Source organism: Sulfobacillus thermosulfidooxidans, assembly GCF_001280565.1.
GTDB classification, from domain to species: Bacteria; Bacillota; Sulfobacillia; order Sulfobacillales; family Sulfobacillaceae; genus Sulfobacillus; species Sulfobacillus thermosulfidooxidans_A.
Map to the genome: position 1 here is coordinate 1,400,196 of NZ_LGRO01000001.1, position 23,784 is coordinate 1,423,979.

At 48.6% G+C, this 23,784-nt stretch carries 26 protein-coding genes; 2 read left to right on the plus strand and 24 right to left on the minus strand.

Annotated features, from left to right (window positions below; translation table 11 throughout):
- Nucleotides 1-54 precede the first annotated feature (54 nt).
- The 13 genes from AOA63_RS07010 to AOA63_RS07070 all read right to left on the minus strand — a co-directional run bounded on the left by AOA63_RS07010 (nucleotide 55) and on the right by AOA63_RS07070 (nucleotide 11,509).
- Nucleotides 55-696 (minus strand): glycosyltransferase family 2 protein, encoded by a 642-nt coding sequence (locus AOA63_RS07010; RefSeq protein ID WP_053959035.1) that lies wholly within the window; start codon nucleotides 694-696, stop codon nucleotides 55-57.
- A gap of 26 nt (nucleotides 697-722) precedes the next feature.
- Nucleotides 723-2,153 (minus strand): proline--tRNA ligase, encoded by a 1,431-nt coding sequence (proS, locus tag AOA63_RS07015; protein WP_242848289.1) that lies wholly within the window; start codon nucleotides 2,151-2,153, stop codon nucleotides 723-725.
- Complete coding sequence (gene ispG, locus AOA63_RS07020) at nucleotides 2,113-3,204, minus strand: flavodoxin-dependent (E)-4-hydroxy-3-methylbut-2-enyl-diphosphate synthase (RefSeq protein ID WP_053959037.1); 1,092 nt, start codon at nucleotides 3,202-3,204, stop codon at nucleotides 2,113-2,115. Before ispG ends, proS begins: the two co-directional genes overlap by 41 nt.
- 81 nt (nucleotides 3,205-3,285) lie before the next feature.
- On the minus strand, nucleotides 3,286-4,308 hold the full coding sequence (gene rseP, locus AOA63_RS07025; protein ID WP_053959038.1) for an RIP metalloprotease RseP: 1,023 nt from the start codon (nucleotides 4,306-4,308) through the stop codon (nucleotides 3,286-3,288).
- 30 nt (nucleotides 4,309-4,338) lie between these two features.
- Nucleotides 4,339-5,493: a 1-deoxy-D-xylulose-5-phosphate reductoisomerase gene (dxr, locus tag AOA63_RS07030; protein ID WP_053959039.1), complete on the minus strand. Its 1,155-nt coding sequence runs from the start codon at nucleotides 5,491-5,493 to the stop codon at nucleotides 4,339-4,341.
- Nucleotides 5,494-5,530: 37 nt separating this feature from the next.
- A complete protein-coding gene (ytvI, locus tag AOA63_RS07035) occupies nucleotides 5,531-6,565 on the minus strand; it encodes a sporulation integral membrane protein YtvI (RefSeq protein ID WP_053959040.1) in 1,035 nt (344 codons plus the stop codon).
- An 18-nt stretch (nucleotides 6,566-6,583) separates the two neighbouring features.
- Complete coding sequence (locus AOA63_RS07040) at nucleotides 6,584-7,366, minus strand: phosphatidate cytidylyltransferase (protein WP_053959041.1); 783 nt, start codon at nucleotides 7,364-7,366, stop codon at nucleotides 6,584-6,586.
- Nucleotides 7,367-7,378: 12 nt separating this feature from the next.
- On the minus strand, nucleotides 7,379-8,137 hold the full coding sequence (locus AOA63_RS07045) for an isoprenyl transferase (protein ID WP_053959042.1): 759 nt from the start codon (nucleotides 8,135-8,137) through the stop codon (nucleotides 7,379-7,381).
- A 37-nt stretch (nucleotides 8,138-8,174) separates the two neighbouring features.
- Nucleotides 8,175-8,732 carry a ribosome recycling factor gene (gene frr / locus AOA63_RS07050; protein WP_053959043.1) on the minus strand — a complete coding sequence of 186 codons (558 nt, stop codon included), beginning with the start codon at nucleotides 8,730-8,732 and terminating at the stop codon, nucleotides 8,175-8,177.
- Entirely contained in the window at nucleotides 8,725-9,456 is a 732-nt protein-coding gene (pyrH, locus tag AOA63_RS07055) for a UMP kinase (RefSeq protein ID WP_053959044.1), read from the minus strand. Before pyrH ends, frr begins: the two co-directional genes overlap by 8 nt.
- A 53-nt stretch (nucleotides 9,457-9,509) precedes the next feature.
- Complete coding sequence (tsf, locus tag AOA63_RS07060) at nucleotides 9,510-10,121, minus strand: translation elongation factor Ts (RefSeq protein WP_053959045.1); 612 nt, start codon at nucleotides 10,119-10,121, stop codon at nucleotides 9,510-9,512.
- A gap of 67 nt (nucleotides 10,122-10,188) precedes the next feature.
- Nucleotides 10,189-10,914, minus strand: a complete 726-nt coding sequence (gene rpsB / locus AOA63_RS07065) for a 30S ribosomal protein S2 (RefSeq protein WP_020373079.1) — start codon at nucleotides 10,912-10,914, stop codon at nucleotides 10,189-10,191.
- A gap of 136 nt (nucleotides 10,915-11,050) precedes the next feature.
- The gene (locus AOA63_RS07070) at nucleotides 11,051-11,509 is read right to left on the minus strand and encodes a hypothetical protein (RefSeq protein ID WP_053959046.1); all 459 of its coding nucleotides are present in this window, start codon (nucleotides 11,507-11,509) and stop codon (nucleotides 11,051-11,053) included.
- 190 nt (nucleotides 11,510-11,699) lie between these two features.
- Between AOA63_RS07070 and AOA63_RS07075 the strand changes: the two genes are divergently transcribed.
- Nucleotides 11,700-12,890 carry a glycosyl hydrolase family 18 protein gene (locus tag AOA63_RS07075; protein WP_053959047.1) on the plus strand — a complete coding sequence of 397 codons (1,191 nt, stop codon included), beginning with the start codon at nucleotides 11,700-11,702 and terminating at the stop codon, nucleotides 12,888-12,890.
- Nucleotides 12,891-12,937: 47 nt separating this feature from the next.
- On the opposite strand, the gene AOA63_RS07080 is transcribed toward AOA63_RS07075, so the two are convergent.
- From AOA63_RS07080 to AOA63_RS07115, 8 genes are all read right to left on the minus strand, one after another.
- A complete protein-coding gene (locus AOA63_RS07080; RefSeq protein ID WP_053959048.1) occupies nucleotides 12,938-14,083 on the minus strand; it encodes a universal stress protein in 1,146 nt (381 codons plus the stop codon).
- 231 nt (nucleotides 14,084-14,314) lie between these two features.
- The gene (locus AOA63_RS07085) at nucleotides 14,315-15,037 is read right to left on the minus strand and encodes a response regulator transcription factor (RefSeq protein ID WP_053959049.1); all 723 of its coding nucleotides are present in this window, start codon (nucleotides 15,035-15,037) and stop codon (nucleotides 14,315-14,317) included.
- On the minus strand, nucleotides 15,021-16,646 hold the full coding sequence (locus AOA63_RS07090) for a sensor histidine kinase (protein ID WP_053959050.1): 1,626 nt from the start codon (nucleotides 16,644-16,646) through the stop codon (nucleotides 15,021-15,023). The genes AOA63_RS07085 and AOA63_RS07090 overlap by 17 nt, the downstream gene beginning before the upstream one ends.
- A gap of 5 nt (nucleotides 16,647-16,651) precedes the next feature.
- Nucleotides 16,652-18,040, minus strand: coding sequence for a tRNA (N6-isopentenyl adenosine(37)-C2)-methylthiotransferase MiaB (gene miaB, locus AOA63_RS07095; RefSeq protein WP_053959051.1), 1,389 nt, complete (start codon nucleotides 18,038-18,040; stop codon nucleotides 16,652-16,654).
- Nucleotides 18,041-18,330: 290 nt separating this feature from the next.
- Complete coding sequence (gene hflX, locus AOA63_RS07100; protein ID WP_053959052.1) at nucleotides 18,331-19,572, minus strand: GTPase HflX; 1,242 nt, start codon at nucleotides 19,570-19,572, stop codon at nucleotides 18,331-18,333.
- A 35-nt stretch (nucleotides 19,573-19,607) separates the two neighbouring features.
- Nucleotides 19,608-20,390: a tetratricopeptide repeat protein gene (locus tag AOA63_RS07105; protein WP_053959053.1), complete on the minus strand. Its 783-nt coding sequence runs from the start codon at nucleotides 20,388-20,390 to the stop codon at nucleotides 19,608-19,610.
- Nucleotides 20,387-20,800 carry an NUDIX hydrolase gene (locus AOA63_RS07110; protein ID WP_053959054.1) on the minus strand — a complete coding sequence of 138 codons (414 nt, stop codon included), beginning with the start codon at nucleotides 20,798-20,800 and terminating at the stop codon, nucleotides 20,387-20,389. The genes AOA63_RS07105 and AOA63_RS07110 overlap by 4 nt, the downstream gene beginning before the upstream one ends.
- Entirely contained in the window at nucleotides 20,784-20,978 is a 195-nt protein-coding gene (locus AOA63_RS07115; protein WP_020373089.1) for a DUF4264 family protein, read from the minus strand. The genes AOA63_RS07110 and AOA63_RS07115 overlap by 17 nt, the downstream gene beginning before the upstream one ends.
- Nucleotides 20,979-21,183: 205 nt before the next feature.
- Here AOA63_RS07115 and AOA63_RS07120 point away from each other — a divergent pair, with 205 nt between their 5' ends.
- Nucleotides 21,184-21,405 carry an alpha/beta-type small acid-soluble spore protein gene (locus AOA63_RS07120; protein ID WP_020373090.1) on the plus strand — a complete coding sequence of 74 codons (222 nt, stop codon included), beginning with the start codon at nucleotides 21,184-21,186 and terminating at the stop codon, nucleotides 21,403-21,405.
- A 68-nt stretch (nucleotides 21,406-21,473) separates the two neighbouring features.
- Here AOA63_RS07120 and AOA63_RS07125 read toward each other — a convergent pair whose 3' ends face one another.
- From AOA63_RS07125 to AOA63_RS07135, 3 genes are all read right to left on the minus strand, one after another.
- Nucleotides 21,474-22,844: a peptidoglycan-binding protein gene (locus AOA63_RS07125; RefSeq protein ID WP_053959055.1), complete on the minus strand. Its 1,371-nt coding sequence runs from the start codon at nucleotides 22,842-22,844 to the stop codon at nucleotides 21,474-21,476.
- Between the two features lie 75 nt (nucleotides 22,845-22,919).
- On the minus strand, nucleotides 22,920-23,276 hold the full coding sequence (locus AOA63_RS07130) for a TIGR04086 family membrane protein (protein ID WP_053959056.1): 357 nt from the start codon (nucleotides 23,274-23,276) through the stop codon (nucleotides 22,920-22,922).
- Nucleotides 23,277-23,423: 147 nt separating this feature from the next.
- Entirely contained in the window at nucleotides 23,424-23,645 is a 222-nt protein-coding gene (locus AOA63_RS07135; RefSeq protein ID WP_053959057.1) for an alpha/beta-type small acid-soluble spore protein, read from the minus strand.
- Between the last annotated feature and the right edge of the window lie 139 nt (nucleotides 23,646-23,784).

Below are 23,784 nucleotides of genomic sequence, written 5' to 3' on the forward strand. Positions count from 1 at the left end.
ATCGAATTGCATCTTTTACAGCTTTATCAATTGACAAATGATAAAAATCGGACCTTATATTCGGGGAATTTCCCGAATGATCTCCCAATACATGCGCATGCGTGCCGCAAATCCTTTGGCAAGTCCTAATTTTTCTTCTTTCATGACTTGTGACACATCTTTCAAAATGACTTCTTTGGGAACTTTACCCATGCGTTTTAACTGCCGATGCAGCTGCAATTCGACACCAAAACGGGCTTCATCGATGTGATCGACGCCAGTCAATAAAGCACGCCGCAAAACGCGTTGACCTGATAAAAACGGTGCTAAAGCCTGAGCCCAGTCCGTGCTCGTGCGGCCGCCGTCAAAAATCCCCACCGTGGCATCGGTTTCACCATCTAGCACCGGTTTCAGCAGCTGTTGCACATGAGGCACGGTTAAGCCGATGAGATCGGCATCTAGGAATAAGAGAATTTCAGCATCGGCGGCTTCGGCTCCCACTTTTAAAGCCGCCCCTTTACCCTGATTTTCAACTTGGTCGATTACCGTCACTTTGGGAAAACTGGCAGCGACCTCTCCCGTGCGGTCTAATGACCCGTCATTAACAACAATGATTTGGTCGATTTCCGGTACCTGACACAAAACTTGTAAGACACATGCGATATTAGCCTCTTCATTATAAGCCGGCACAATCGCAGCAACGCGTTCTCTCGACATGGACCCACACCCTCATTCGCATGAACTTAATAGGCCCGGGCGAACAACGCACGGTATTGGCTTGGTTCATCACAAACAACGCAGTGGCCTGTTACGGGAGATTCGCCAAAGGGCAAACACCGAATCGTGATACCCGTTTCAGTTTTTAGGCGCGTTGCACATTCTTCGCTTCCACACCAGTCGCCCCGGAAAAAGCCTCGATATCCATATTGATCCATTTCCTGGTAATTGGCAATCGCATAGGAGTGCGATTGTTGAAATTCTTTGGCCTGACGAAATAATTCGTCCTGAACGGCATTTAATAACTCGGGCACTTTGGCCAGTAAGTCGGATTCCGGCACACTGATCTTTTCCCCGGTGTCGCGTCTTGCTATCATGACTTGGTTTTTGGCCATATCCTTAGGCCCGATTTCTATGCGCAAGGGTACCCCACGCATTTCCCAATCATTAAACTTGTAACCCGGAGTAAATTCATCCCGATCATCCAATTTCACGCGCGCGACGGCGGTCAAACTCGAGGCTAAATTTCTCGCATGCGCGAGGACTTTTTCCCGTTCATCTCCGCGTCCAATCGGCACAATGACCACTTGAATGGGCGCGACTTTCGGCGGCAAGCGCAGGCCTTTGTCATCCCCATGAACCATGATCAATGCACCGATCATACGGGTAGAGCTCCCCCATGATGTTGTCCATCCATATTTCAGGACACCATCTTCATCCAAAAATTGAATGTCGAACGCCTTGGAAAAATGCTGGCCGAGAAAGTGCGACGTGGCAGTCTGAAGGGCCCGTCCATCCCCCATTAACGATTCCAAGGTATAGGTATCAACAGCTCCGGCAAAGCGTTCCCCTGCACTCTTGACTCCTTGAATCACAGGGATGGCTAAATATTCCTCAATAACCTCTCGGTAAATTTCCAATTGTTGCAAGGTTTCTCGTAAGGCTTCATCAGCAGTACGGTGTACTGTATGTCCCTCTTGCCACAAAAATTCAGTCGTACGTAAAAAGGGGCGGGTCGACTTTTCCCAGCGTAGAACATTGGCCCATTGGTTAATTAACACCGGCAAATCCCGGTAGGAATGAATCCACTGGGAGTACATCGCGCCAATAATGGTTTCTGAAGTGGGTCTCACGGCCAACCTCTCGGGCAAGACTTCACGTCCCCCCATTGTGACCCAAGCCACTTCTGCGGAAAATCCTTCGATATGTTCGGCTTCCTTGGCTAAGAGATGTTCCGGAATCAAGAGCGGGAAATAGGCATTCTCGTGACCGGTTTCCTTAAATCGGCGGTCCATTGCCTCTTGAATAAACTCCCAAATGCGATAACTATAGGGCTTCATGACCATAAAGCCCTTCATGGGCGCATAATCAACCATGTCGGCTTTTCTTATAACATCCACATACCATTGGGAAAAATCACTTGACTTGGGGGTGATTTCCTTCAGAACTTTGTCCACCCGCACGAACCTCCTCAGCTGCATCCAAAATTTCTTTCCATAATTCTTCTACCATATCTTTTTGATCAACTCGGCGCACGATTTCTCCATGCCGGAAAATCAACCCCATATTCTTTCCGCCGGCAAGACCGACATCGGCTTCACGGGCTTCACCGGGCCCGTTCACCGCGCAGCCCATAACCGCCACCGTAATGGGTTCGGCAATCGTCGCGAGCCGTCGTTCGAGCTCATTGGTCACCGGCCACATGTCAAATTGTAAGCGCCCACAGGTCGGACAAGCGACAATATTCGCTCCACGGTCCCGCAATTTCAAGCTTTTAAGAATTTCCCAGGCGACGCGAATTTCTTCTTCACCTGGCGCAGTCAAGGAGACTCGAATGGTATCCCCAATGCCCTCGGCTAATAAGGTCCCAATGCCAATGGCTGATTTAATCGTGCCTTGAAACAGCGTACCGGCTTCGGTGACACCTAAGTGAAGGGGATAATCATAGGTTTTCGCCATCAAACGGTAGGCCGCTACCATAGTCGGCACGTCAGACGCCTTGAGTGACACCACGATGTTGTCATAATCCAGATCATTTAAAATTTGAATGTGGCTTGCTGCAGATTTCACCAGCGTCTCGGCAGTTCGACCATAATCCTGCAACAGATGTTTTTCGATGGAACCGGAATTCACACCAATGCGAATGGGAATCATGCGTTCTTTGGCCGCCCGGACCACTTGTTCGACGCGATCACGCCCGCCAATATTTCCCGGATTCAAACGCAATTTATCGACCCCGGCTTTAATGACTTCCAGAGCCAGTCGATAATCAAAATGAATATCAGCAACAACGGGAATCGGTGAATGGGCCACAATCTCTTTAACAGCTTCAGCTGCCTCATGATCTGGCACAGCGACCCGAACAATTTCACATCCTACGTCCACATATCGATAAATTTCATCCAGCGTGGCTTTTACATTTCTCGTGTCGGTTTTGGTCATGCCTTGCACAACAACTGGGGCCCCGCCACCGATGATGACATCACGTACTCGAACAACTTTGCTCATATGGGCCCGAAATCAAAATTCGGGCACACCTCCTTTATCGCTCCAATTCCTCTTATTTTATCTTAACACGACCCGATGCGTTCAAGCATGGAATAAATGTTCGATATCATGAAAGGTCACAACCAGGACCAACGCCATTAGAAGCACAAATCCCACAAAGTGAATCATGTTCTCCCGGTCAGGATCCATAGCCTTGTGCCTGATTCCCTCAACGGCCATTAAAAATAGACGGCTCCCATCTAAAACGGGAATTGGCAAGATATTAAAGAGGCCCAAGTTGGCCGACAGTGCAGCGGATAGCAGCAAAAGCTGCACCAATCCCGATTGTGCTGCTTGACCCACCAGTTCGGCAATCCCTACTGGGCCTGTTAAGTCGAACGGACCGTGACCGCTTAATAAACGGAACAATGCAAGGAACCAGGCCCCGGTCAGCTGGATGGTTTGAGTTACCCCGGCAACTAAAGCTTTAAAGGGATTGAGATGAATAGTGATGACTGTCGGTTTTATCCCGATAACATACTGATGCAGGGTTTTATCATAGCGCGTCTTCATGGGAAACGTTTGACGGTGACCGTGGCGGACAACCGTCACGTCCATGACGTGATTATGATGAGCCACGATGGCCGAAGCAAGTTCTTCCCAATTGGTCACCGGAGTGCCGTCAATATTGACAATTTTATCGCCGGGCCGGATGCCAGCCTCATAAGCCGGATAATGCGGCAATGCCTGCTGGACCGTGGTGGTCGCAGTGGGAATACCAACAGGTCCAAAGCTGATCGCATACAATACCGCAGCCAAAATCAGATTCATAAAAGGGCCCGCCAACACCACTAAAAATCTCTGCCATAAAGGCCGATTGGGAAATTCACGAGGATCGCCCGTCTTATCCCCTTCCATGCCGGCAAGACGCACATATCCTCCTAAAGGAATGATGCGCAAGGCATATTGCGTTTCTCCCCACTTATGCTTATACAACGATGGGCCAAAACCTAAAGAATACTCATTAACGCGCATACCAAAGGCCTTGGCCACTAAAAAGTGTCCCAACTCATGTACGGCAACCAGCACACCAAAGACTAGAATTATGGCGATTACTGTCGTCATCGGCTTCCCTCCCTTAGGGTGGTACAGTGCTTATTGCTGATAGCGTCGAGCGACCCGCGCAGCATCTTGTCGGGCCCATTGGTCGGCATCCAGAATATCCTCAAGGGTTACCACCGGCCGGTTATCCCGGAAATCCTGCAAAACCTCTTTAATGATGTCAATAATGGATAAAAAGCCGATTTCCCGCGATAAAAAGAGGGATACCGCGACTTCATTGGCGGCATTGAGAACGGTGGGTACAAGTCCCCCCATTCTTCCCGCTTCGCGGGCAATCCGCAAGGATTCAAACGTCTCGGTATCCGGCGGCTCAAATGTTAAGGGCTGACGGATCAAGTCTAACGGTTGTTGAGGAAGGGGCCAGCGCTCCGGCCAGCTGAGTGCAACTTGCACAGGAACCGCCATGTCCGGCCATCCCAACTGGGCCATCGTTGCGCCATCAACAAACTCCACAAGGGAATGCACGACACTTTGGGGATGAATAACCACGTCTATTTGATCATATGTCACATCAAATAAGTGATGGGCTTCAATAATCTCTAACCCTTTATTCATCAGTGTCGCGGAATCGACGGTGATTTTTGCACCCATGGCCCAATTAGGATGTTTGAGCGCATCTTCGACGCGGACATTAACCAAATCCTTTCGAGTTCGTCCCCGAAAAGGACCTCCTGAGCATGTGAGTACGATACGACGTAATGGCTGGTCTAAGGCGAGACATTGAAAAATCGCAGAGTGTTCACTATCCACCGGAATGATGTGACTACCACTTGTCTTCGCGGCTTGCCGGACCAAATCCCCAGCCGCCACCATCGTTTCTTTGTTTGCCAGTAAGATGTCCTTGCCGTGGCGAATGGCTGTTAATGTTGGCAAAAGCCCGGCAAAACCCGTCATGGCCCCAATGACTTTGTCTGCCGGGGATGAAGCAATTTCTTCCAAAATCGCATCGAATCCAGCTATGATACGCGGCCCCCCGGATGTCTTTTGGGATCGAAGTTTCAAGGCGGCCTTTGTATCTGTTAGTCCCACCCAGTTGGCATGAAGGGTTGTACCCATTTCCCACAAACGCTCAAAATTGGTGTGCGCAACTAGGCCATCGACGCGAATACGGTCGGCATCGTGCTGGAGAACCCGAAAAGCTGTTTCTCCGACAGAACCGGTTGCCCCCAAAACAATGATTTGTGTCATAATCGCCTCATCTTTCCTGGCATTTTTCTCCTTCTCGTTAGCTTTTGCTATCAAGAGCGGGAGGATCAAAGACTTGTGCCATCACCTTGATGATGACTGCCGAGATCGGTCCGACTAAAAAGCCAGACGCCCCGAAGAATTGGACCCCCAAGTACAATGCGAGTATGGCTACAAGCGGGTGAAGGCCCATATTCTGGCCCACGAGGCGAGGTTCAGCAATTTGCCTAACCAATGCCACCGCTAACATCACGATAACAATCTTTGCCGTGGTTACCGGGTGACCCGTAACCAGTTGAACCAGGGCCCAAGGAATCAAAATTGTTGTGGGACCCATATAAGGAATAAAATCGAGAACGCCAGCCACAATGCCAATCAACACAGCATAATGCATTCCTAGTAACAACAACCCAGTCATCGTGCCTAGAGCAGTCAAACTCACGAGCATAAGTTGTGCTTTGAGAAAACCCAAAGTACCCGAAGTGATATCCATGCGCATCGATGCCACATAAGGACGCCAAGGCGGCGGAAACCACGCTACAACATACTGAGCTACTCGCTCCTTATCGCGCATAATAAAAAAGGCTGCCATTACGGCTACCATTAACATTAACATGGTATCCGGCAAATGGACGAGAAAATTTGCTACCATGCGAAGAATCGATTCGACTAAACGCGATACGGTTTCCATTTGCATTTGCCACCCCTCACGGCCTGGGCCAAAGGGCTGTCGAACCTGTCCCAATTTGTCAACGAATACGTATAAAGTCTGCTCGATTGTGGTCACAACCGCAGGTAACGTTCTCATAAGTTGCTTCAATTCCGTCACCAATACGGTCGCCAGCACAGTCAGGATCACAAACAATCCCAAAATCGAAGATATGACAGCTAAAAGTGCTGCTATACTTCGTGAAAGGCCCCAATGCTCCAGTTTACCCACAATGGGATCTAACCACACTGCCAACAAAACCGCGAGGACAAATGGCATAAGAAGACCACTATACCATCGCCAGAACGCATACACTGTGCCACACATGACGATCCAGATGATCATCCGTTTGATATAGTTGCGCATTAGCCTGCCTCCATGCAGCTAATGTATGCCCAAGCCTCGCAACAAATAATAGGCAATGGGTAAGGTTAGCAAAGATGAATCAAAACGGTCGAGTACGCCCCCATGCCCTGGTAATAAACCTCCCGAATCTTTTACCCCACTGTACCTTTTAATGGCAGATTCCAACAAATCGCCGATTTGTCCCATGACACTGATCACCAGGCCAAATACCAACCCGTCTACCACCTGGGTATGCATTAGATAAAAGGCGCCAATGGCCACCACGGTACCGCCCACGGTGCCTCCGACCGTTCCTTCCCATGTCTTTCCCGGACTGACACGTGGCATTAATTTGTGTTTGCCAAAGCGGCGGCCCACAAAGAAGGCCATGGTGTCCGTCGTCCAAATCACAGCAAAAAATGTATACGCCAAGAATTGTCCATGAACCATCTCGCGAATCAGAGGAAGGAACGCAAAAAACAGCCCGACATACAGGGCCACCCACGTCGTGGTAACAGCTCCTTGCAGACTTTCCTGTGGTGAACTTAATAAGGCCACAACGGCAACAACAGCCACCCCTAAAACCAATACCGACATTAAAGGCTTACCTAGCCCCACTGCCGTGAGTAGAGACCAAATCCATAAAATGGCCAGCCAGGGATAAAATACAATGCCACGGGAATGAAACATTCGGTGAATTTCTACAACACCAATTGCCGCTAAAATGGCAACACCCGCCACCAAAAACCATCCTCCCAAATACACCAAGAGAATGATGACGGGAATTCCAAATGTCGCGGTTAGTATTCGAAGTCCCAGCACACCCGTTACTCCTTATTCCCGAAGGCCGCCAAAACGCCGATCGCGTTTTTGGTAGGCACGAATCGCCTTATGGAGCTCCATCGGGTTGAAATCTGGCCACAACGTCTCCGTGACGTAGATCTCCGCATAAGCAAGCTGCCATAAAAGAAAATTGGAAATGCGAAGTTCTCCACTCGAACGAATCAATAGATCCGGATCCGGTAAACCTGCGGTATCTAAGTGAGCGGCAATCGCATTGGCTGTCATATAGCTGTCCGGAGACAAAGGACGATGCTCATCAAGCCAGCGATTGACCGCGCGAACCAATTCATCCCGCCCACCATAATTTAAGGCTAAATTTAAGACCATTCGTGTCTCAGCGGCGGTTTCGCGCATAGCTGCATCAATGGCTTTCTGAGCCCGTACCGGCAAAGCTCCAACATTCCCAATCGTCTGGATACGAACCCCTTCAGCCTTCAGCTCGGCCGTTTCAGACCGCAAATATTCCACTAATAAATCCCATAGAGCCTCGACTTCGACTTGAGGCCTGGACCAATTCTCGGTAGAAAAAGCATAGACTGTCAAGACTTCGATGCCCATTGCAGCGCACTCTTTGACAATGGGCTTCAACGCCTTTACACCGGCACGATGTCCTTCGGCACGATTTAGACCTCTTTGTTGAGCCCAACGGCCGTTTCCGTCCATGATAATGGCAATGTGGCGGGGCAACTTGCCGTATTGAGCGGAATTTTGTGAATCCAACATAAGGTGTTGTCGAGCATCTGTGTCCATCAGGCCTCCCAAAAGCGCGACATGGTATTGTGAGAACTCAGGGCGTTAAAATTTCCCGTTCGCGTCCTTCTGCAACGCCTTCCAGCTCTTTAATGTACCGGTCGGTCAGTTTCTGCACATCATTTTGTCCCCGTCGTTCATCGTCCTCGGTAATGATGTGCTCTTTTTGTTCAGATTTAAGGGCATCCAAAGCTTCCCGGCGAATATTGCGAATGGCCACTTTCTCTTCTTCGAGCCGTTTACGCAATTGTTTAACTAGATCTTTTCGACGCTCCTCTGTCAACATCGGAACACTGACCCGCAGTACCGCTCCATCGACGCGGACCGATACTCCTAAATCGGCTTTCATAATAGCTTTTTCAATCGCCGGAATGGCATTCCGGTCAAAGGGCTGAACAATCAGTGTGCGGGATTCGGGAACAGAAATTCCTGCGAGATGTTGTAATGGCGTAATGGCTCCATAATAATCAACCGGGACCTTTTCTAAAAGACCCGGATGGGCCCGTCCGGCTCGCATGGAATTCAAATCTCGCTCAAAAACCTCGACAGCCTTTTTCATTTTATTCTCGGCATCACTCAAAATATCCTTAAGCATGATGATCGCTCCTTACAAACGTGCCAATCGGTTCACCCAGCACTACCTTCCGGATGTTGCCGTATTGATTCATGTTGAAGACGACGATGGGTATGTTATTGTCCATACACAATGATGTCGCTGTGGCATCCATCACACGAAGGTTTTCTTTTAGCACATCAAGATAGCCGATTTCGTCCAATTTTTTCGCTTGGGGATTGGTACGCGGATCGGCATCATAAACTCCCGCTTCTTTCGTGGCCTTTAACATGACATCAGCTTCAATTTCTGCGGCCCGTAACGCTGCAGTCGTATCCGTAGAGAAATACGGATTCCCATTCCCCGCAGCAAAAATCACCACCCGGTTTTTTTCTAAATGGTTAATGGCGCGACGGCGAATGTAGGGCTCCGCAACCTCTTTCATCTCAATGGCTGTTTGCACGCGTACAGGAACGCCGTGTTTTTCTAACGCATCCATCAAGGCCAGGGCATTGATAACCGTTGCCAGCATGCCCATATAATCTGCTGTGGCGCGGTCCATACCCTTTGAAGATCCCGATTGTCCCCGCCAGATATTACCGCCACCAACAACAACCGCAGTCTGTACACCTAAACTTAACACGTCCTTGATTTGGCGGGCAATACTATCCACGACCGTGGGGTCAATCCCGTATCCGGCAGATCCTGCAAGTGCTTCCCCGGACAGTTTGAGGACGATGCGGCGATATTTTGGCTGTTCGGACATTATTGCTCCTCCCTTGAGCGTACTTGAAGGGCACAATGTGCCCTTCATTTTGGTTAAGCCAGTGTGACAGGCAATTCTTCCCCACGTTCAAACCGGGCAAAACGTCTCACAACAATTTGCTCGCCAAGTCGAGCGATGTGCTCCTTTAATAATTGATCGACGGTGATGTCCGGATTTTTAATAAAGGGTTGGTCCAACAAGCATACTTCCTTATAGAACTTCTCGATGCGTCCGGCTACCATTTTTTCCACAATAGCAGGCGGTTTCCCCTCATTTTGTGCTTGGGCGCTGAGGACTTGGCGTTCATGCTCAATTTCTTCCGGAGGCACTTGTTCCCGGCTCACATAACGGGGATTGGCTGCTGCGATATGCATCGCGATATCATGAGCCAATGTATGGAAATCCGCCGTGTTAGCAACAAAGTCTGTCTCACAATTGATCTCAAGCAAGACACCAATGCGGCCTTGTAAGTGAATATAGCTTTCGATTAAGCCTTCATTGGCTTCTCGACCAGCTTTCTTGGCGGCTTGGGCTAATCCCCGTTCACGCAAAATGTCTATCGCCCGTTCAAAGTCCCCATTTGCTTGTTCGAGTGCCTTTTTACATTCCATCATGCCAGCACCCGTCATTTCACGAAGCTTCTTCACGTCATTCGCGGATATCACAAAAAATCCTCCTCGTAATGAGAGCGACCTCACGGTCGCCCTCGTATAACAGTGGAATTGTACCGAGTTATTGGGCCTCAACAACCTCTTCTTGCTGTTCTTCGGTTACGCCACCTTGTCGCCCTTCGATTAAAGCATCAGCAATCTTGCTCGTTAACAGCCTTACGGCCCGAATCGCATCGTCATTGCCGGGAATAATGTAATCAATTTCATCAGGGTCACAATTTGTGTCCACAATTCCCACAATAGGGATTCCAAGTTTTCTGGCCTCAGTGACGGCAATGTGCTCTTTACGGGGATCGACCACAAATACCGCAGCGGGGAGTTGGGTCATTCCTTCAATGCCACCCAAATACTTTTCTAGCTTTTCTTTTTGCCGCATCAGAATGCTAACTTCTTTTTTCGGTAGGCGTTCCCATTGCCCGCTAGCCTCTTGTTCTTTCAGCTCAGCAAGACGCTTGACGCGTTTTTTAATCGTATCAAAATTCGTGAGCATACCGCCTAACCAACGTTGATTCACATAAAAATCACCGGAACGTTGAGCTTCTTCTGCTACGGCTTCTTGCGCTTGTTTTTTCGTTCCAATGAACAGCATTCGTCCACCGCTCGCGCCAATTTGACGAACAAAATTGTATGCATCATCAACTTTCCGTACAGTCTTTTGCAAGTCGATGATGTAAATACCGTTTCGCTCCGTAAAAATGTAGGGTTTCATTTTAGGGTTCCAACGCCGGGTTTGGTGGCCAAAATGCACACCCGCTTCAAGCAGTTGCTTCATGGAAATTACAGCCATTGGTTAATACCTCCTGGTTTGTCCTCCGCAGTCGCTATCACTCGAACCTTAAGCACCAGGGAAACGAACTGCGTGTGTGGTAAAAAATCCTAGCGAATTATATCACAATCACCCGATCCCAGCAAGCCTATGGCCGTTAAGGAATCGTCACCTGTATAGGAATACTGATAGGGCCGAACGAAACGCTGACATCGAGTTTTTGCGGGTGTGTTAAAACGAACCGTGTGATATTCTGACTCAATTGCCCTGAACCCATTTGACGCTGAAGATAATTCATCATAGAGGTGTTCATATCATGCATCAATTGCTGTTGCAATTGCTCCTCATTGTTAGGATTGATCCCTAAGGGAATACCGTCAACCTGGATATTCACCGTGTGCACCAAGCGGATCATACTACGATTCAGCAACGGCCTAATCTGCTCTTCAAGATTCGCTGTTAAACCCTCGCGTTTGACCTGACTCATAGTCCCTAGGACCACGGCAGAGACCGTGCTTGGAGGCACAACGACCGATATTCCCACGACACTCAACCACAGCATTTCGAATGCAAGCACGGCTCCGCCGCCAACAAGCATGCCTTTTAGCCACGTCAAAACTCTGTTCCTCCCCGGTCCCACACGATCAATATCCTCACACTTCCAGTATGGCTTAATCCCTTTCTCGTCATAATATGACTGCAATTGTTCGGTCAGGTGATCAAATAACGCATCAAAACGTGTCCATCACGTTGAACCATCAGTTTTGTCGCAGACAAAGTTCATGTGTACGAGGAGGTTTAAAACGTTGAAAGTCCACAATTTAAAGTTGCTTACCACATTAAGTTTCGCCACAATATTGATTGGCGGGTGCAGTTTGTATGCAGAACCGCAAAAACCCGCTCCGGCAAAGCACACCACGCAATCTACACGAAAAGCCGCGAATAAAGCAACACAAACGGTGAAGAAAACAACAACGACGACCCATGGTAAACCATCAACAGGGCAACTCAAGGTCATTGCTTTTTATGACCAAACCATGACCCACGTCCATCCCGATCCCTTCACGTTTGTCAAAGCGCATCCGGGACTTGTCACCTATCTTTCACCGTTTTGGTATGAAGTCAGTGCTACCGGAACAGTGATAGCCAAACCGGAAGGCAATGCCGCCACGTTGGCAAAACAGGCGCATTTGCCGCTCATGCCACTGTTCAACAATTATCTGGGCACTGATGGTATGCTGGCTTCCCAAAGCTTGCGCACGAAGGCGATTGACCAAATTGTCCATTTAGTCACATCCAAGAATTACGCTGGCGTCCAAATCGATTTTCAAAAATTGAAGCCGACTGATCGCCCACTTCTCGTGGATTTTATGAACGAGTTGCATAAAAAAATGCCCGCGAATAAGGTCATATCCATGTCGGTGATTCCCTTAACGGCCGGCACCGGACAATCTGGAGCCTATGATTTGGGAGCGTTAGACAAAGATGTTAACAGCATGGTGCTCATGGCATATGACTTACATGGCAATGGCACGCCGCCAGGGCCCGTTAGTCCCTTTAACTGGGTCAAACAAAGCATTAACCTGGCGCTCAAGGCGGGAGTCAAACCCTCCAAACTATATCTGGGGATTGCTAATTATGGCTACTTATGGAAAGCCGGATCCACTAAGGCAACAACGATCCCGTTAAAAGTGATGTACCAACACAAATACGGCGCCTACACCTGGAATCCCACCTACAAGGAAGCTTATGACCATTACACATCCAAGGGCGTGTCCTACACTATTTGGTTTGTCAATGACCGGGCTGCTGTGGACCGGATTAAGTTGGCGGAACAAGACCATTTGGGAGGGGTCGCGTTCTGGAGAGTGGGATACGAAGACGCAAAATGGTGGAACCGGGTCGCAAAAGCCCTCAAACAGCCTGCTCCCACAAAAAGTGGCACAACGGCTTCAAGCAGTAAACAAGCCTCACCCCAACATCGAAATAAAACGTAAGTCCCATCCCGCCTTGGGCGGGATGGTTCATAATGTGCGCCCTTCTCTTAGTCGCGGTCCCGTTCGTGGCCGACCACTAAGATATCAATATTGCTGGTTTGACGCAAAACCTCGTTGATGACAGATCCCCTAAAGACTTCTTGCCACCTGGTTCTCAACGATTCTCCCATAACGATTTCCGTCACATGATGTTCCCGGGCAAAGTTCACGAGCGCCCGGGGAACATTGTTGTCACGCAACTCCACCACTTGCGCACCCAATTGTTTGGCCAAATTAATATGTGCTTGTAACGTTTGTTCATCGGATGCCGAAAATGCTCGACCGTCTGCGGGACGAACAATCACCACATAAAATTCTGCCTTTAACCGTTGAGCAATTCGGTATCCCCGCCGTAACAGCCGGGCCCCGTTGGGAGAAGGAGTCACAGCGACCATAATCCGATCATGGGTAGGCCATGGCCCTTCAATCGCATGTCGGTTCATATAAGTTTCAAGGCGATCATCGGTATCATCAGCAACCACCCGTAGCGCGAGTTCCCGTAACGCCGTAATATTGCCCGTTCGGAAAAAATTTTGTAAGGCTTGATCAATTCGTCGTCCTTGGTACACTTTTCCCCGCTTCAAGCGTTCAATCAATGCTTCTGGAGTCAGATCCACAAGCCTTATCTCGTTAGCTTCTCGTACGATGGAATCGGGCACGGTTTCCCGAACCCTAACGCCTGTAATCTGCCGCACGGTATCATTAAGAGATTCGAGATGTTGAATATTTAATGTCGACCAGACATTGATTCCAGCAGCCAGCAAGTCTTCGACGTCTTGATAGCGTTTTCGGTTTTTACAATTATCCGCATTGGTGTGAGCTAATTCATCTACCAACACGACGTCGGGTCCCCGCGCCATGACCGCCCCGACATCGAGTTCTCCCACCTCGAGGCCCTTGTAGGTGCAGGTGGCCAACGGAACCGCTTCGAGTCCGCGTGTCAACTCGGCGGTTTCCTCTCGACCATGCGTATCAATAACCCCAATGACGACATCAATGCCTTGTTCTTTCGCAATGTGCGCGTCACTTAACATGGTATAGGTTTTGCCAACTCCCGGAGCCGCACCAAGATAGATACGATGCTTTCCCCGTGACATCCGGCGAATATCTTCCAATATCTCTTCTGGTGTTCTGCGTTTATATGTAGAGGCCATTGTCCTCTACCGCCCTTTCTGCATAAGGGTTTCTCGGCTAAGCCCAATAATGCGGAGGGGCCGTAGCCGGACCTTGTGATATTCCTGATGTCGGAGTCTTCATTCTCGTCTGCGAGCGTGAAACCTATTGAATCACCACAATCCATGGATCCTGACCTGTCCCGGTCCGGTAGGTTATCTACCGGGGATTATAACATTCTGGCCACATCTTAGACCACGACAATGTCCTCTCTATTCCCTAATTTGGCCATGAGGGGAGGGATACAATACATAACCAATTCCTGCTTGTGTCACTAGGTATACAGGCAGCCGGGGATTAGGTTCGATGTAAGACCGCAATTTACGCACATAAACGCGCAAATATTCATGGTCTCCTTGATATTCCGGTCCCCACACAGCCCCTAGAAGATGGTCATGTGTCAACACTTTACCACAATGCATCATGAATTCCTTCAACAGTTTCCACTCAGTGGGCGTCAAATGAATGGTCCGATCATCAACCAATAGATTGTGATATTCTTCGTCTAAACGGAGCCTGCCACATTCTGGCAACGGTATGTCCATGGCTGATTCGTAGCTACGCCGCAATAAAGCTCGTATCCTTGCTAACACGGTTTCTGGCGAAAACGGTTTGGTGACATAGTCATCGGCTCCTAAGTCCAATGCACGAATCATGTCCTCATCGGTATTAAGAGCCGTCAGCACCAGGATAGGAACAGTGCCCATTTTCCGAATGCGTTTGCAAACCTCAAATCCATCCATTTCTGGCAACCGCAAATCTAACACCACTAAATGCGGCTCTTCTGTAAACACTTGATGCAAAGCATCCCACCCATTGCGCGATTGCAACACGCGGTATCCCGACAACCGCAAATGCGTACTCATCAGCCGAAGATATTTGGGTTCGTCTTCCACCACCAAAATCCGATACGTCATATCAGGACGGGTAGCCATTATCTGACCCTCCTTTCGCGCCGTCTTGAAGGGGTAATTCAATTCCCACTAAAAAACCTTGAGGGCGAACATTTTCCGCCCAAATACGTCCATGATGTGCCTCGACAATCCGTTTCACAATGCTGAGCCCTAGCCCTGATCCGCGTTTATCGGATTGAGCAGCCCCCGAACTCCGATAAAACCGCTGGAAAATCCGTTCCAAATCCGAGGCGGCAACGCCAGGACCTTCATCACGCACGCGCACTGTCCACCATCCGTTAGATATTCCACTCATAATAAAGATTTTTCCAGATGAATATTTCAAGCTATTTTCCACGATATTGATCAATGCTTCAAATAAACGCTCAGGGTCACCGAAAACTATCGTATCTTGCACGGAAATATGAATGCGTTGACGATCTTGCGGCATAATGCGGCGTAAGAGCCCTTCGATCCAAGGTTTCAAGGCAAAACGGCGGAGATTTAGGGTAATCCCTTGCTCTTCAATTTGGGACATATTCAGCAAATTATCGATTAACTGTTCCAATTGTTGGCTTTCCTCGAGGATCGTTAATAAAAATTCTTGTCGCTCTTCGGGCTGTAACCGCTCGAATAAACTCAGCAAGGTTTCCGCATAGCCTTTAATCAATCCCAAGGGTGTACGCAATTCATGCGACACATTGGCGAGTAATTCGGAACGCCCCCTGGCCATTTGTTGGTAGACTTCCGCCCGTCTCGCTTGTTCTTCCAATACGGTATTAGTCAAAATTGTACTGATTTGCATGGCAATAATTTTTAACACATCTTGATGTCGGAAATACCAGGCATGTTCAGGACCCCAGAGTACGAAAAAACCCCAAATGTTTTCTTGCAGATATAACGGCAATATTGCCATATTGGGAACTCTAAGTCCTGGAAAAATTGCCTTTAATTCTGACGCTTCGCCGGAATATGCCGGATTTTGATCTTGGATCACTGTGCCCAATAATCCCAACGACGGTTCAAGGAATGCTTGAGGAATCGGCAAGGCATCGCTCAAGATACTCGATCCCGTTGCGACTAGCACCGTCAGAGCATTTTGAGGATCACTACGCCATTGCCAAATTTCTACACCATCTAAACCCATTTCTTTCTTAACCTGTTCCAAGATACGTGCGAACAGTTCCTCTGGATGTGTAAGAAATCGATAACCCGTCCATGCCGTCGTGATGGCCATCCACTGGGAGTATAAATGTCTTTTGTCCTCTTGCAAACGATCAATGCGGCGTTCTTCTATCCAAAACACAAAAATCACAAATCCGGTGAGACCAATAAAGACCATAATCATGCTCGGGTTAAGGCTTAAAGTTAACGGGCTAAGCCGTTCATAAGCCACAGTGAGAGTGGTTTGTAATTGTGCAAAGGTTAAAGGGTGAATGGGAACTCGCAATAAACTTTCAGCATTTACAAAAAGACGAGCCGCTTGGGCACTATGATGAGCTAGGAGATCTGTTTGCACTTCGGTTAGCAGCTGCAAAGCAAAAAAAGCCTGGCGCACCTGTAAGTACGCCTGGCGGAAAAAACTTATCCCGACAATTATAGCGACTAACGCCGCTAGCCCAATAATGACCCAAAGATAACGGTGACGCATGGGGTTTAGACCAATGGCAGTTCGACACGGCGGCGAGGGGACGGATCCGAGACGGGAGCACCCACCACTTCTCCGGTTAAATAAAATGTCTTGGCCTGAGAAATCCGTACGGGTACAAAACGATCAATCAGGTCTACCGCTGGATCGCGATCAATCAACACCACTTTGTTAGTGTGAGTCCGGCCAGCCCAGACATTGGGATTCTTCTTGCTCAGTCCTTCAATCAACACCAGTTCCGTGCGTCCAATGAGCTGTTGGTTCGCTTCCAAACTGATTTGATATTGAAGTGACATCAAACGATTCAACCGTTCCTTCTTTACAGGATTCGGCACCGGATCTCGCCCTTCCCACCGGGCTGCTGGCGTTCCCTCACGTGGAGAATAGAGGAATGTAAACGCGGCATCATATCGTACCTGCCGGACTAAGTCCATCGTCGCCTCGAAATCTTCCTCTGTCTCACCGGGAAACCCTACAATAATATCGGTCGTCAAGACAGCATCGGGAATGGCACGTTTGACGCGCTCAATCAAGTCCAAATATTGTTCACGCGTATATTTACGGTTCATCCGCTTTAAGATCGGATTGGATCCTGATTGTACAGGAAGATGAACATGATGTGTAATTTTTTGGCTTTGTGCAATCGTGTCGATGAGTTTTTGGCTAAAGTCTCGTGGATGGGACGTTGTGTATCTTAGCCACCGTACGCCGTCAATCTTTTCTAGTTCGACCAGCAAATCCGCTAAATCAACCGCTGGCGTCAGATCATGACCATAGGAGTTCACATTTTGCCCCAAAACCGTAATATCTTGGTATCCCTCTTTGGCTAACGCCTTTACCTCATTGACAATAGCTGGAATCTCGCGGGAACGTTCTTTTCCGCGTGTAAATGGCACAATACAATAGGTGCAAAATTTATCACACCCATAAATAATATTGACAAACGCTTGGACCCCATCCGCCCGCTGAGAGGGCAAATGTTCCACAACTTCCCCAGCACTCTTCCAAACATCTATCACCATTTCATCGCTTTGTTCCACTTCATCCAGCAATTTCGGCAGTTCGTGCAAATTGTGCGTGCCGAAAACCAAATCTACATGCGCTGCATGCTTTTTTAACCAGGCGATAGTTCCTGGTTCTTGCGACATACATCCTGCTACTGCAAGACGCATAGCAGGATTTTGGTCTTTGAGTTGTTTGAGCTGACCAATATATCCCAGGGCATGTTCTTCCGCACTTCCGCGTACGGCGCACGTATTGACGATGATCAATTCGGCCGATTTTTCATCGTTGACAGGTTGGTAACCCATTTGACGGAGTTGCCCTGCCATTATTTCGGAGTCGCGCTCATTCATTTGGCAGCCGTAGGTTTTAATATAAAATGTTTGGGAATTCATGTGAACTGTCCTGGTATACTCCACCCGTATTTATGGATTCCTATTTGCCACTGGCAGTGAGGATGCCATAATACGTACCAGGCTGCCTCCTTTCGTCTATAATCCGGGTCAATCATATTCACGCTATGACAACCTAACCAGTATCCCTGTTGTCATCACAAGTCTCAACCAATTTTTTAATTATAGCACGGATAGTATAAGCTTGCTGGAACAAAAGAACTCCCAGAACTCATTAAATACTCCCTATACTGTGTGCGATATAGTCTAAACGCCTTCCGCCGTCTTTAGCATTAGGGGCTTTCTTCCATCGCCCCACTTAGTAGAGGAAGTAAATGTGAAGGAGCCCGGACCAATAAGCGTGCCCCGTCTTCAGTGTCTTGGCGCTGAACGATTTGCACATCTTGATAAATTCTCTGCCATTTCATCGCATCGTCCCATCGCACAAAAATCCAGCGCTCTACGTAAAAATCTGTCAGTGCCCGGCCTATCGCGGTATATAAATCAGTAAAATTGGTATCATAACGTGCAGAAATGGCGACACCATCTTGGGGCCTTATTGTATCAGGTGGCAACTTATCCCATTGGTTGTATACCTTAACGCGCTTAATGTGCTGGGCCCCTATCTCCTCTAAAACTTGTTCGATGGCGTCTTGCTGCTGATCTAATGTCGGCACGGATGCGTCAAGGACCTCTAACAGCACATCAGCTTCCACAACTTCATCAAGGGTCGCGCGAAATGCGGCCACTAACGTATGAGGTAAACGTTGGACAAATCCGACGGTATCGGTTAAGAGAGCAGGTCCAGTACCTGGGATCAAAATGCGGTGGACACTGGGATCTAACGTTACGAACAACGCATCTTGGGCCAGTTGAGCACGGCGCGTCATCCGTTCAAATAAGGTGGATTTGCCCACATTCGTGTAACCCACCATGGTAATTAAAGGCACACGGTGATATTGGCGTCTTCGCCGGCGAGCTGTGCGCTCCCGCTGCAAAATCGCAATCGACTCTTCTAAATTTTTGATCCGTGTTCGGATTTTCCTTCGGTCCATTTCCAAATGCGTTTCTCCCGGACCGCGGGTACCTATCCCGGCCCCTGCCCGTGACGGTGTTCTCCCACTTTGCCGGAGCCTCGGAAGTAAATATTTTAGTTGCGCCAATTCAACCTGAATACGTCCCTCCCGAGACTGCGCACGCTGAGCAAAAATGTCCAATATTACTTGGGTGCGGTCGATAATCCGGACATCAGGGCCCAAAATGCGTGCCCATTGGTGCAATCGCGACGGCGCAAGATCATCGTTGGACACCACCACAGGACTTTGGAGTTCTTCCACTTTAGCCGCAATGTCGTGAAGAGCTCCAGGTCCTAACCCGTCATCGGGATTATCACGGGATTGTAAATATTTATATGTGACTTCACCACCAGCCTGAGCCACGAGCAGCGCTAATTCGTCTAACTCTTGTAATCCCCGGATTCTAGCCGCTTCTCCCTTTTCGGAGGTACCTACAAGAATAACTCGTTCGGATTGCATCGCATCCTCCCCCCCGTGAGACGGCATTGTGCATTCTACGATTTGTTCGTTTGAGGCAAAGACTGCAACAACAGCCATGCCGAAGAACTTCCCGGATTATCCGTTAATGCCTGCCGTAGATTCTGTTCAGCTAACGAAATCTCACCCCAATGAATTTCAACCACCGCCAAGTCATAATAACCTTGCCACCAATTGGGATTAGCAGCAATAGCATCGCGGTAAAACGTTGCCGCATTATTCCAGTTACCCTTAAGTTGATTAACTTGTCCATCAAGATCAAATACGGGACCTTGTGGTCCGCCAAATTCTAAGGCTTTTGTTGCATCGACATGAGCAAGATTTGGCTGGTGCTGTGCAATCGCCACTTGCCCAAGGCCCACATACGCCGTCCAGTTCGTCGGATCGTGTGATAACGCCTCATGAAATGCTGTGGATGCCGTTCTAAGATGATGTGTATTAAGGGCTAATTGCCCCAAATTATTCCAATACGTCACGTTACTAGGTTGAAGCTGACAGGCCTTTTGTGCTTCAACTAAAGCCGCTTGCGGTTCATGATTCTGCCAAAATAACTGGGCTAAGCGACTGTAGCCTTCAGCGTATGTTGGATCTTGAATTACCGCACTTTCTTCGGTCGTGATAGCCCGCGTCAAATTAAATTGGATACTTTGCATCCGCTGTTCCACGGCTTGTTGGTCCATGAGAATCTCTTTAGGCGCGTTTCGGGCTTGGGGGGGAACTAAATACGCGTCCGTTCCACATGCACTAAGCCACGGAAGTAGTAATAATGGAAACCCAACGCCGATAGCTTTCTTTATCATATGCATAAATAAGCTCGCACCGTATCATCCTGAAAAAAAGATTTCATCCCTTGTGCCCACTCAATCTGGTCTAAATAGGCCAGATTGATCCACTGCGCTTCTAGGGCATCCGATTGCGATCTCACATGGTCCGAACCAATAATTCGGGCTGCAAAATCCAGAACAACAAAATGAGCTTCGGGCAACCTAATCTCGGCAACATAAAGAAGACGCTCCGGGTAAACGTCTATGCCCACCTCTTCGTGCACTTCACGCTGGACAGCCTCGACGAGCGTCTCTCCCCATTCTAAATGCCCACCGGGTAATGCCCAGCGTCCCTGTTCGGGCTCATGGCCGCGACGAATGGCCAGAAGCTCGCCTTGTGCATTTTTGATAACTGCTGCCACACCAATTTTAGGGTTCTTTGGCATTATCCGAGATGTCGTAAATGGTTAATTCGTTGTCGTCGCCCAACTGACGTAAACCGAAAATCACACCACGCTCTTTTAAAATTTGATTGAGAAATGTCACGACTTGATAAGGGGTAAAACCATTAAACCGGCGTTGCCCTAGCATAACTAATTTTTCGTGATCCGCTGACACCTTCATTTGTACCGCCCCCACTCACAAGGATCTGTTGTCTTGATATTATAGCAGTTTCCTTTGTCACCTCGCATCAGAAGACCATGACAGTTTATATCCTCACCAAATCTGTCTTGGAGTGTCATGAACCTCCTAACATGCCCCGAAGCTTTTTACGCCACACTAGATTTGCAACCCAAAAATCTAATATTCCCGTGAGGAGGCGATTATTATGGCCCGACGCAAGCGCGGTCCATCATTGTTACCGGAAAGTGTCCGCGATCAATTCAAATATGAAATCGCGAGCGATCTCGGTCTCAGTCACGAAATCGCCGTTAAAGGATGGGCTGACATGCCGACTCGCCAATTAGGACGAATTGGCGGAAAAATCGGCGGAAACATGGTTAAAGTCATGATCCGTGAAGCCGAAAAAGCATTGGAAGACAGCAACTGAACAGCTCCCATGCATGACTCCCAGATGGATAACCCATCTGGGAGTAATATGTCGTCGGCCTACAAATTTTATGCTCCATTCGCCCAAATTTGGCCTAAGTTCAAAAACACAAAATGGCGCGATTGAAGAGCTTTAAAAAAGTTATCCCACTGTTCAACGCTTTGGGGATAATCCGTCGTTCCCACAATTTGATTCACATGAGATAGCAACATCGACGTCGCTAGGTTGGTAGACCACGAAGAGGACGGCATCATCACATTCGGTGACATACCGATCATGTTCAGGCCATCGATGAGGCTTGTAGTCGATTGATTAAAGGAAATTGGCTGACTCACAAACACCGGAGCGATGCCTGCTGTCGTTAGCATTGCACGTTTTGCCCACGTTATTTCTTGGCGCACACCCCACGCTGGCAATTGATTCAAAGAGATCCCGGTATATCCACTGATGATAATTTCATTACCACTTTGAGCCAATGACTTCATGCTCTGGGGATGGTTCACTGCCCATAAGCCGGTAACAGCCACGTCAATCAAATCATGCGGAAAACGTTTTTGTGCTTGCAGTAATGCCGTTAACACCTTGCGTGAGGGATTATAGACCACAAAGGCAGCAATGGGCTGAATGTTACTAAAGATAGCGGAAGATGGGGCCGGGGTAAAGATGTTTTGTGACGGTGTCGATGAGACAGGGTGAGAAGAATTGTGCCCTTGGGCTGAGCTTGTCCCGTTGTCAGGCGCCGTCGTTCCGAGATGCTGATGAAGGTCTGGGGAACTGAAGTGGGATTTCCTGGACAGTGATGAGGATGAAAAATTTACCACTTGTCCAACCCATAATAAGCTGCCATGAAGAGTATTTAGGGATTCAAATTGCGATAAGGGAAGACCAGCAGCCCATGCCAACTGGCGCATTTGGTCGCCCTTTTCAGCCACATATGTCCAATGATGGTGGACTGCTTGAGTGATCACTGCCAAATGCGCAAGGCTTGCAAGGGTTATGCCATCCAATTGGTTTGTCACCGGAATTCCCGTCTTCCGTTCGAATTGCCGAATGGCTTGCATGAATCCAGAAGATGACTGACCATTTAAGGGGCCGTGGTAAAGATGCCACCGGCTTAACCACGTCTGCATGGCCAAAATACTGGTTCCGGACAATTCCGTTCCCAAATTCGGCAAAGATTTGACAATCTGCGAAACTTGCTGTCCCAACGATTGAGACGGACTTTGCCCAAACTGTGTCACGAACTCTGCCATCGCTTGATAGGTCCGCGTCGACATCTGGCCATCAATCGGACCCGCATTGAACCCCAAGGCATCGAGATCAGCTTGGAGAGACGCCACGGCCACCGGGTTATTCATTTGCGTTGTTTTGAGATTGCCCGGTGACAGCAAGGACAACGATAGCGCACTCGCAATGAGATTTGACGTAATTCCCGCCATCTGGTCCACTCCTCCTTAACTTCCAGAATGCACCATTTGGCGAAATTTATTCATTTGTTGTTGATCATGATCTTCTCAGTATTGCGTGTTGGCTCCCCACATGCCGCCAATCATTCCGACAATCATGGAAACAGCCATTCCGATCCATAAATGATTGCCAGCACCCATATGCAAATTTTCGGCGATAACTTTTCCCACGAGAAATACCGTCAGGGACGCCAACATGCCATGAATCCAGCCCGCCTGATCTGCTCCTCTCCCCGCAACCCACCCGCTAATGGCAGAAACCATTAACGTCCCTGTCCATAAGGCCACAGAAACGATGCCGCTGCTTAACACCGTATTAAAATCAATTAAGGCTAAAATAAAGGCGATCAAAGCCGCTGCCAAAGCTCCTGCCATGAACCCGCGTAAAATCACTGATACACTCATCGATTTTGTCTCCTCTCATGTGCTAGTTCACTTTACGCGCTTGTGCCTCTTTCAATGACATATTTAGCCAAAGAAAACAGACCGCTATTCGGATAAAAAAGCCGCTCTATCAACAGGGATAGAGCGGCTGGCAATAATGTTGTTCGGCTACGGTTCATGATGAGATAAATCCTTCTCGGCTTTTTGGACGAGACGTCGTACCATATTGCCACCGATTTTTCCGACTTCACGCGTTGTCATATTGGCCCAACCGCGTTTTTTGATATCATCATCGAGCCCCAGATCCTCGGCCACTTCAAACTTCAACTGATCGAGGGCTTCTTCGGATTCAGGTTCTTCCGGGCGGTTATCGGAACTCGTCTGCACCACCTCCTCCGGTTATATTGTTTCCTTAATCGGAGATGCTATGGCGTCACCTTTTACCAAACTCTCACTGATTACGGCAAGTTCCCGTCGATCGATATTGGCCGTGCACTGAGGACGTTGGGAGACCCATAATGGAACAAGC

Excerpts from the sequence above, each read along its gene's own strand:
- AOA63_RS07085 (WP_053959049.1), bottom strand. The coding sequence starts at position 15,037 with ATGGCTACCCGTCCTGATATGACGTATCGGATTTTGGTGGTGGAAGAC.
- ispG (WP_053959037.1), bottom strand. The coding sequence starts at position 3,204 with ATGAGCAAAGTTGTTCGAGTACGTGATGTCATCATCGGTGGCGGGGCC.
- rseP (WP_053959038.1), bottom strand. The coding sequence starts at position 4,308 with ATGACGACAGTAATCGCCATAATTCTAGTCTTTGGTGTGCTGGTTGCC.
- AOA63_RS07045 (WP_053959042.1), bottom strand. The coding sequence starts at position 8,137 with ATGGACACAGATGCTCGACAACACCTTATGTTGGATTCACAAAATTCC.
- AOA63_RS07130 (WP_053959056.1), bottom strand. The coding sequence starts at position 23,276 with ATGAGTGTATCAGTGATTTTACGCGGGTTCATGGCAGGAGCTTTGGCA.
- AOA63_RS07115 (WP_020373089.1), bottom strand. The coding sequence starts at position 20,978 with ATGAAGGTGTCAGCGGATCACGAAAAATTAGTTATGCTAGGGCAACGC.
- rpsB (WP_020373079.1), bottom strand. The coding sequence starts at position 10,914 with ATGGCTGTAATTTCCATGAAGCAACTGCTTGAAGCGGGTGTGCATTTT.
- ytvI (WP_053959040.1), bottom strand. The coding sequence starts at position 6,565 with ATGCGCAACTATATCAAACGGATGATCATCTGGATCGTCATGTGTGGC.
- pyrH (WP_053959044.1), bottom strand. The coding sequence starts at position 9,456 with ATGTCCGAACAGCCAAAATATCGCCGCATCGTCCTCAAACTGTCCGGG.
- AOA63_RS07080 (WP_053959048.1), bottom strand. The coding sequence starts at position 14,083 with ATGGCCTCTACATATAAACGCAGAACACCAGAAGAGATATTGGAAGAT.
- AOA63_RS07120 (WP_020373090.1), top strand. The coding sequence starts at position 21,184 with ATGGCCCGACGCAAGCGCGGTCCATCATTGTTACCGGAAAGTGTCCGC.
- hflX (WP_053959052.1), bottom strand. The coding sequence starts at position 19,572 with ATGCAATCCGAACGAGTTATTCTTGTAGGTACCTCCGAAAAGGGAGAA.
- AOA63_RS07010 (WP_053959035.1), bottom strand. The coding sequence starts at position 696 with ATGTCGAGAGAACGCGTTGCTGCGATTGTGCCGGCTTATAATGAAGAG.
- AOA63_RS07110 (WP_053959054.1), bottom strand. The coding sequence starts at position 20,800 with ATGCCAAAGAACCCTAAAATTGGTGTGGCAGCAGTTATCAAAAATGCA.
- dxr (WP_053959039.1), bottom strand. The coding sequence starts at position 5,493 with ATGACACAAATCATTGTTTTGGGGGCAACCGGTTCTGTCGGAGAAACA.
- frr (WP_053959043.1), bottom strand. The coding sequence starts at position 8,732 with ATGCTTAAGGATATTTTGAGTGATGCCGAGAATAAAATGAAAAAGGCT.
- AOA63_RS07125 (WP_053959055.1), bottom strand. The coding sequence starts at position 22,844 with ATGGCGGGAATTACGTCAAATCTCATTGCGAGTGCGCTATCGTTGTCC.
- miaB (WP_053959051.1), bottom strand. The coding sequence starts at position 18,040 with ATGAATTCCCAAACATTTTATATTAAAACCTACGGCTGCCAAATGAAT.
- AOA63_RS07090 (WP_053959050.1), bottom strand. The coding sequence starts at position 16,646 with ATGCGTCACCGTTATCTTTGGGTCATTATTGGGCTAGCGGCGTTAGTC.
- AOA63_RS07105 (WP_053959053.1), bottom strand. The coding sequence starts at position 20,390 with ATGATAAAGAAAGCTATCGGCGTTGGGTTTCCATTATTACTACTTCCG.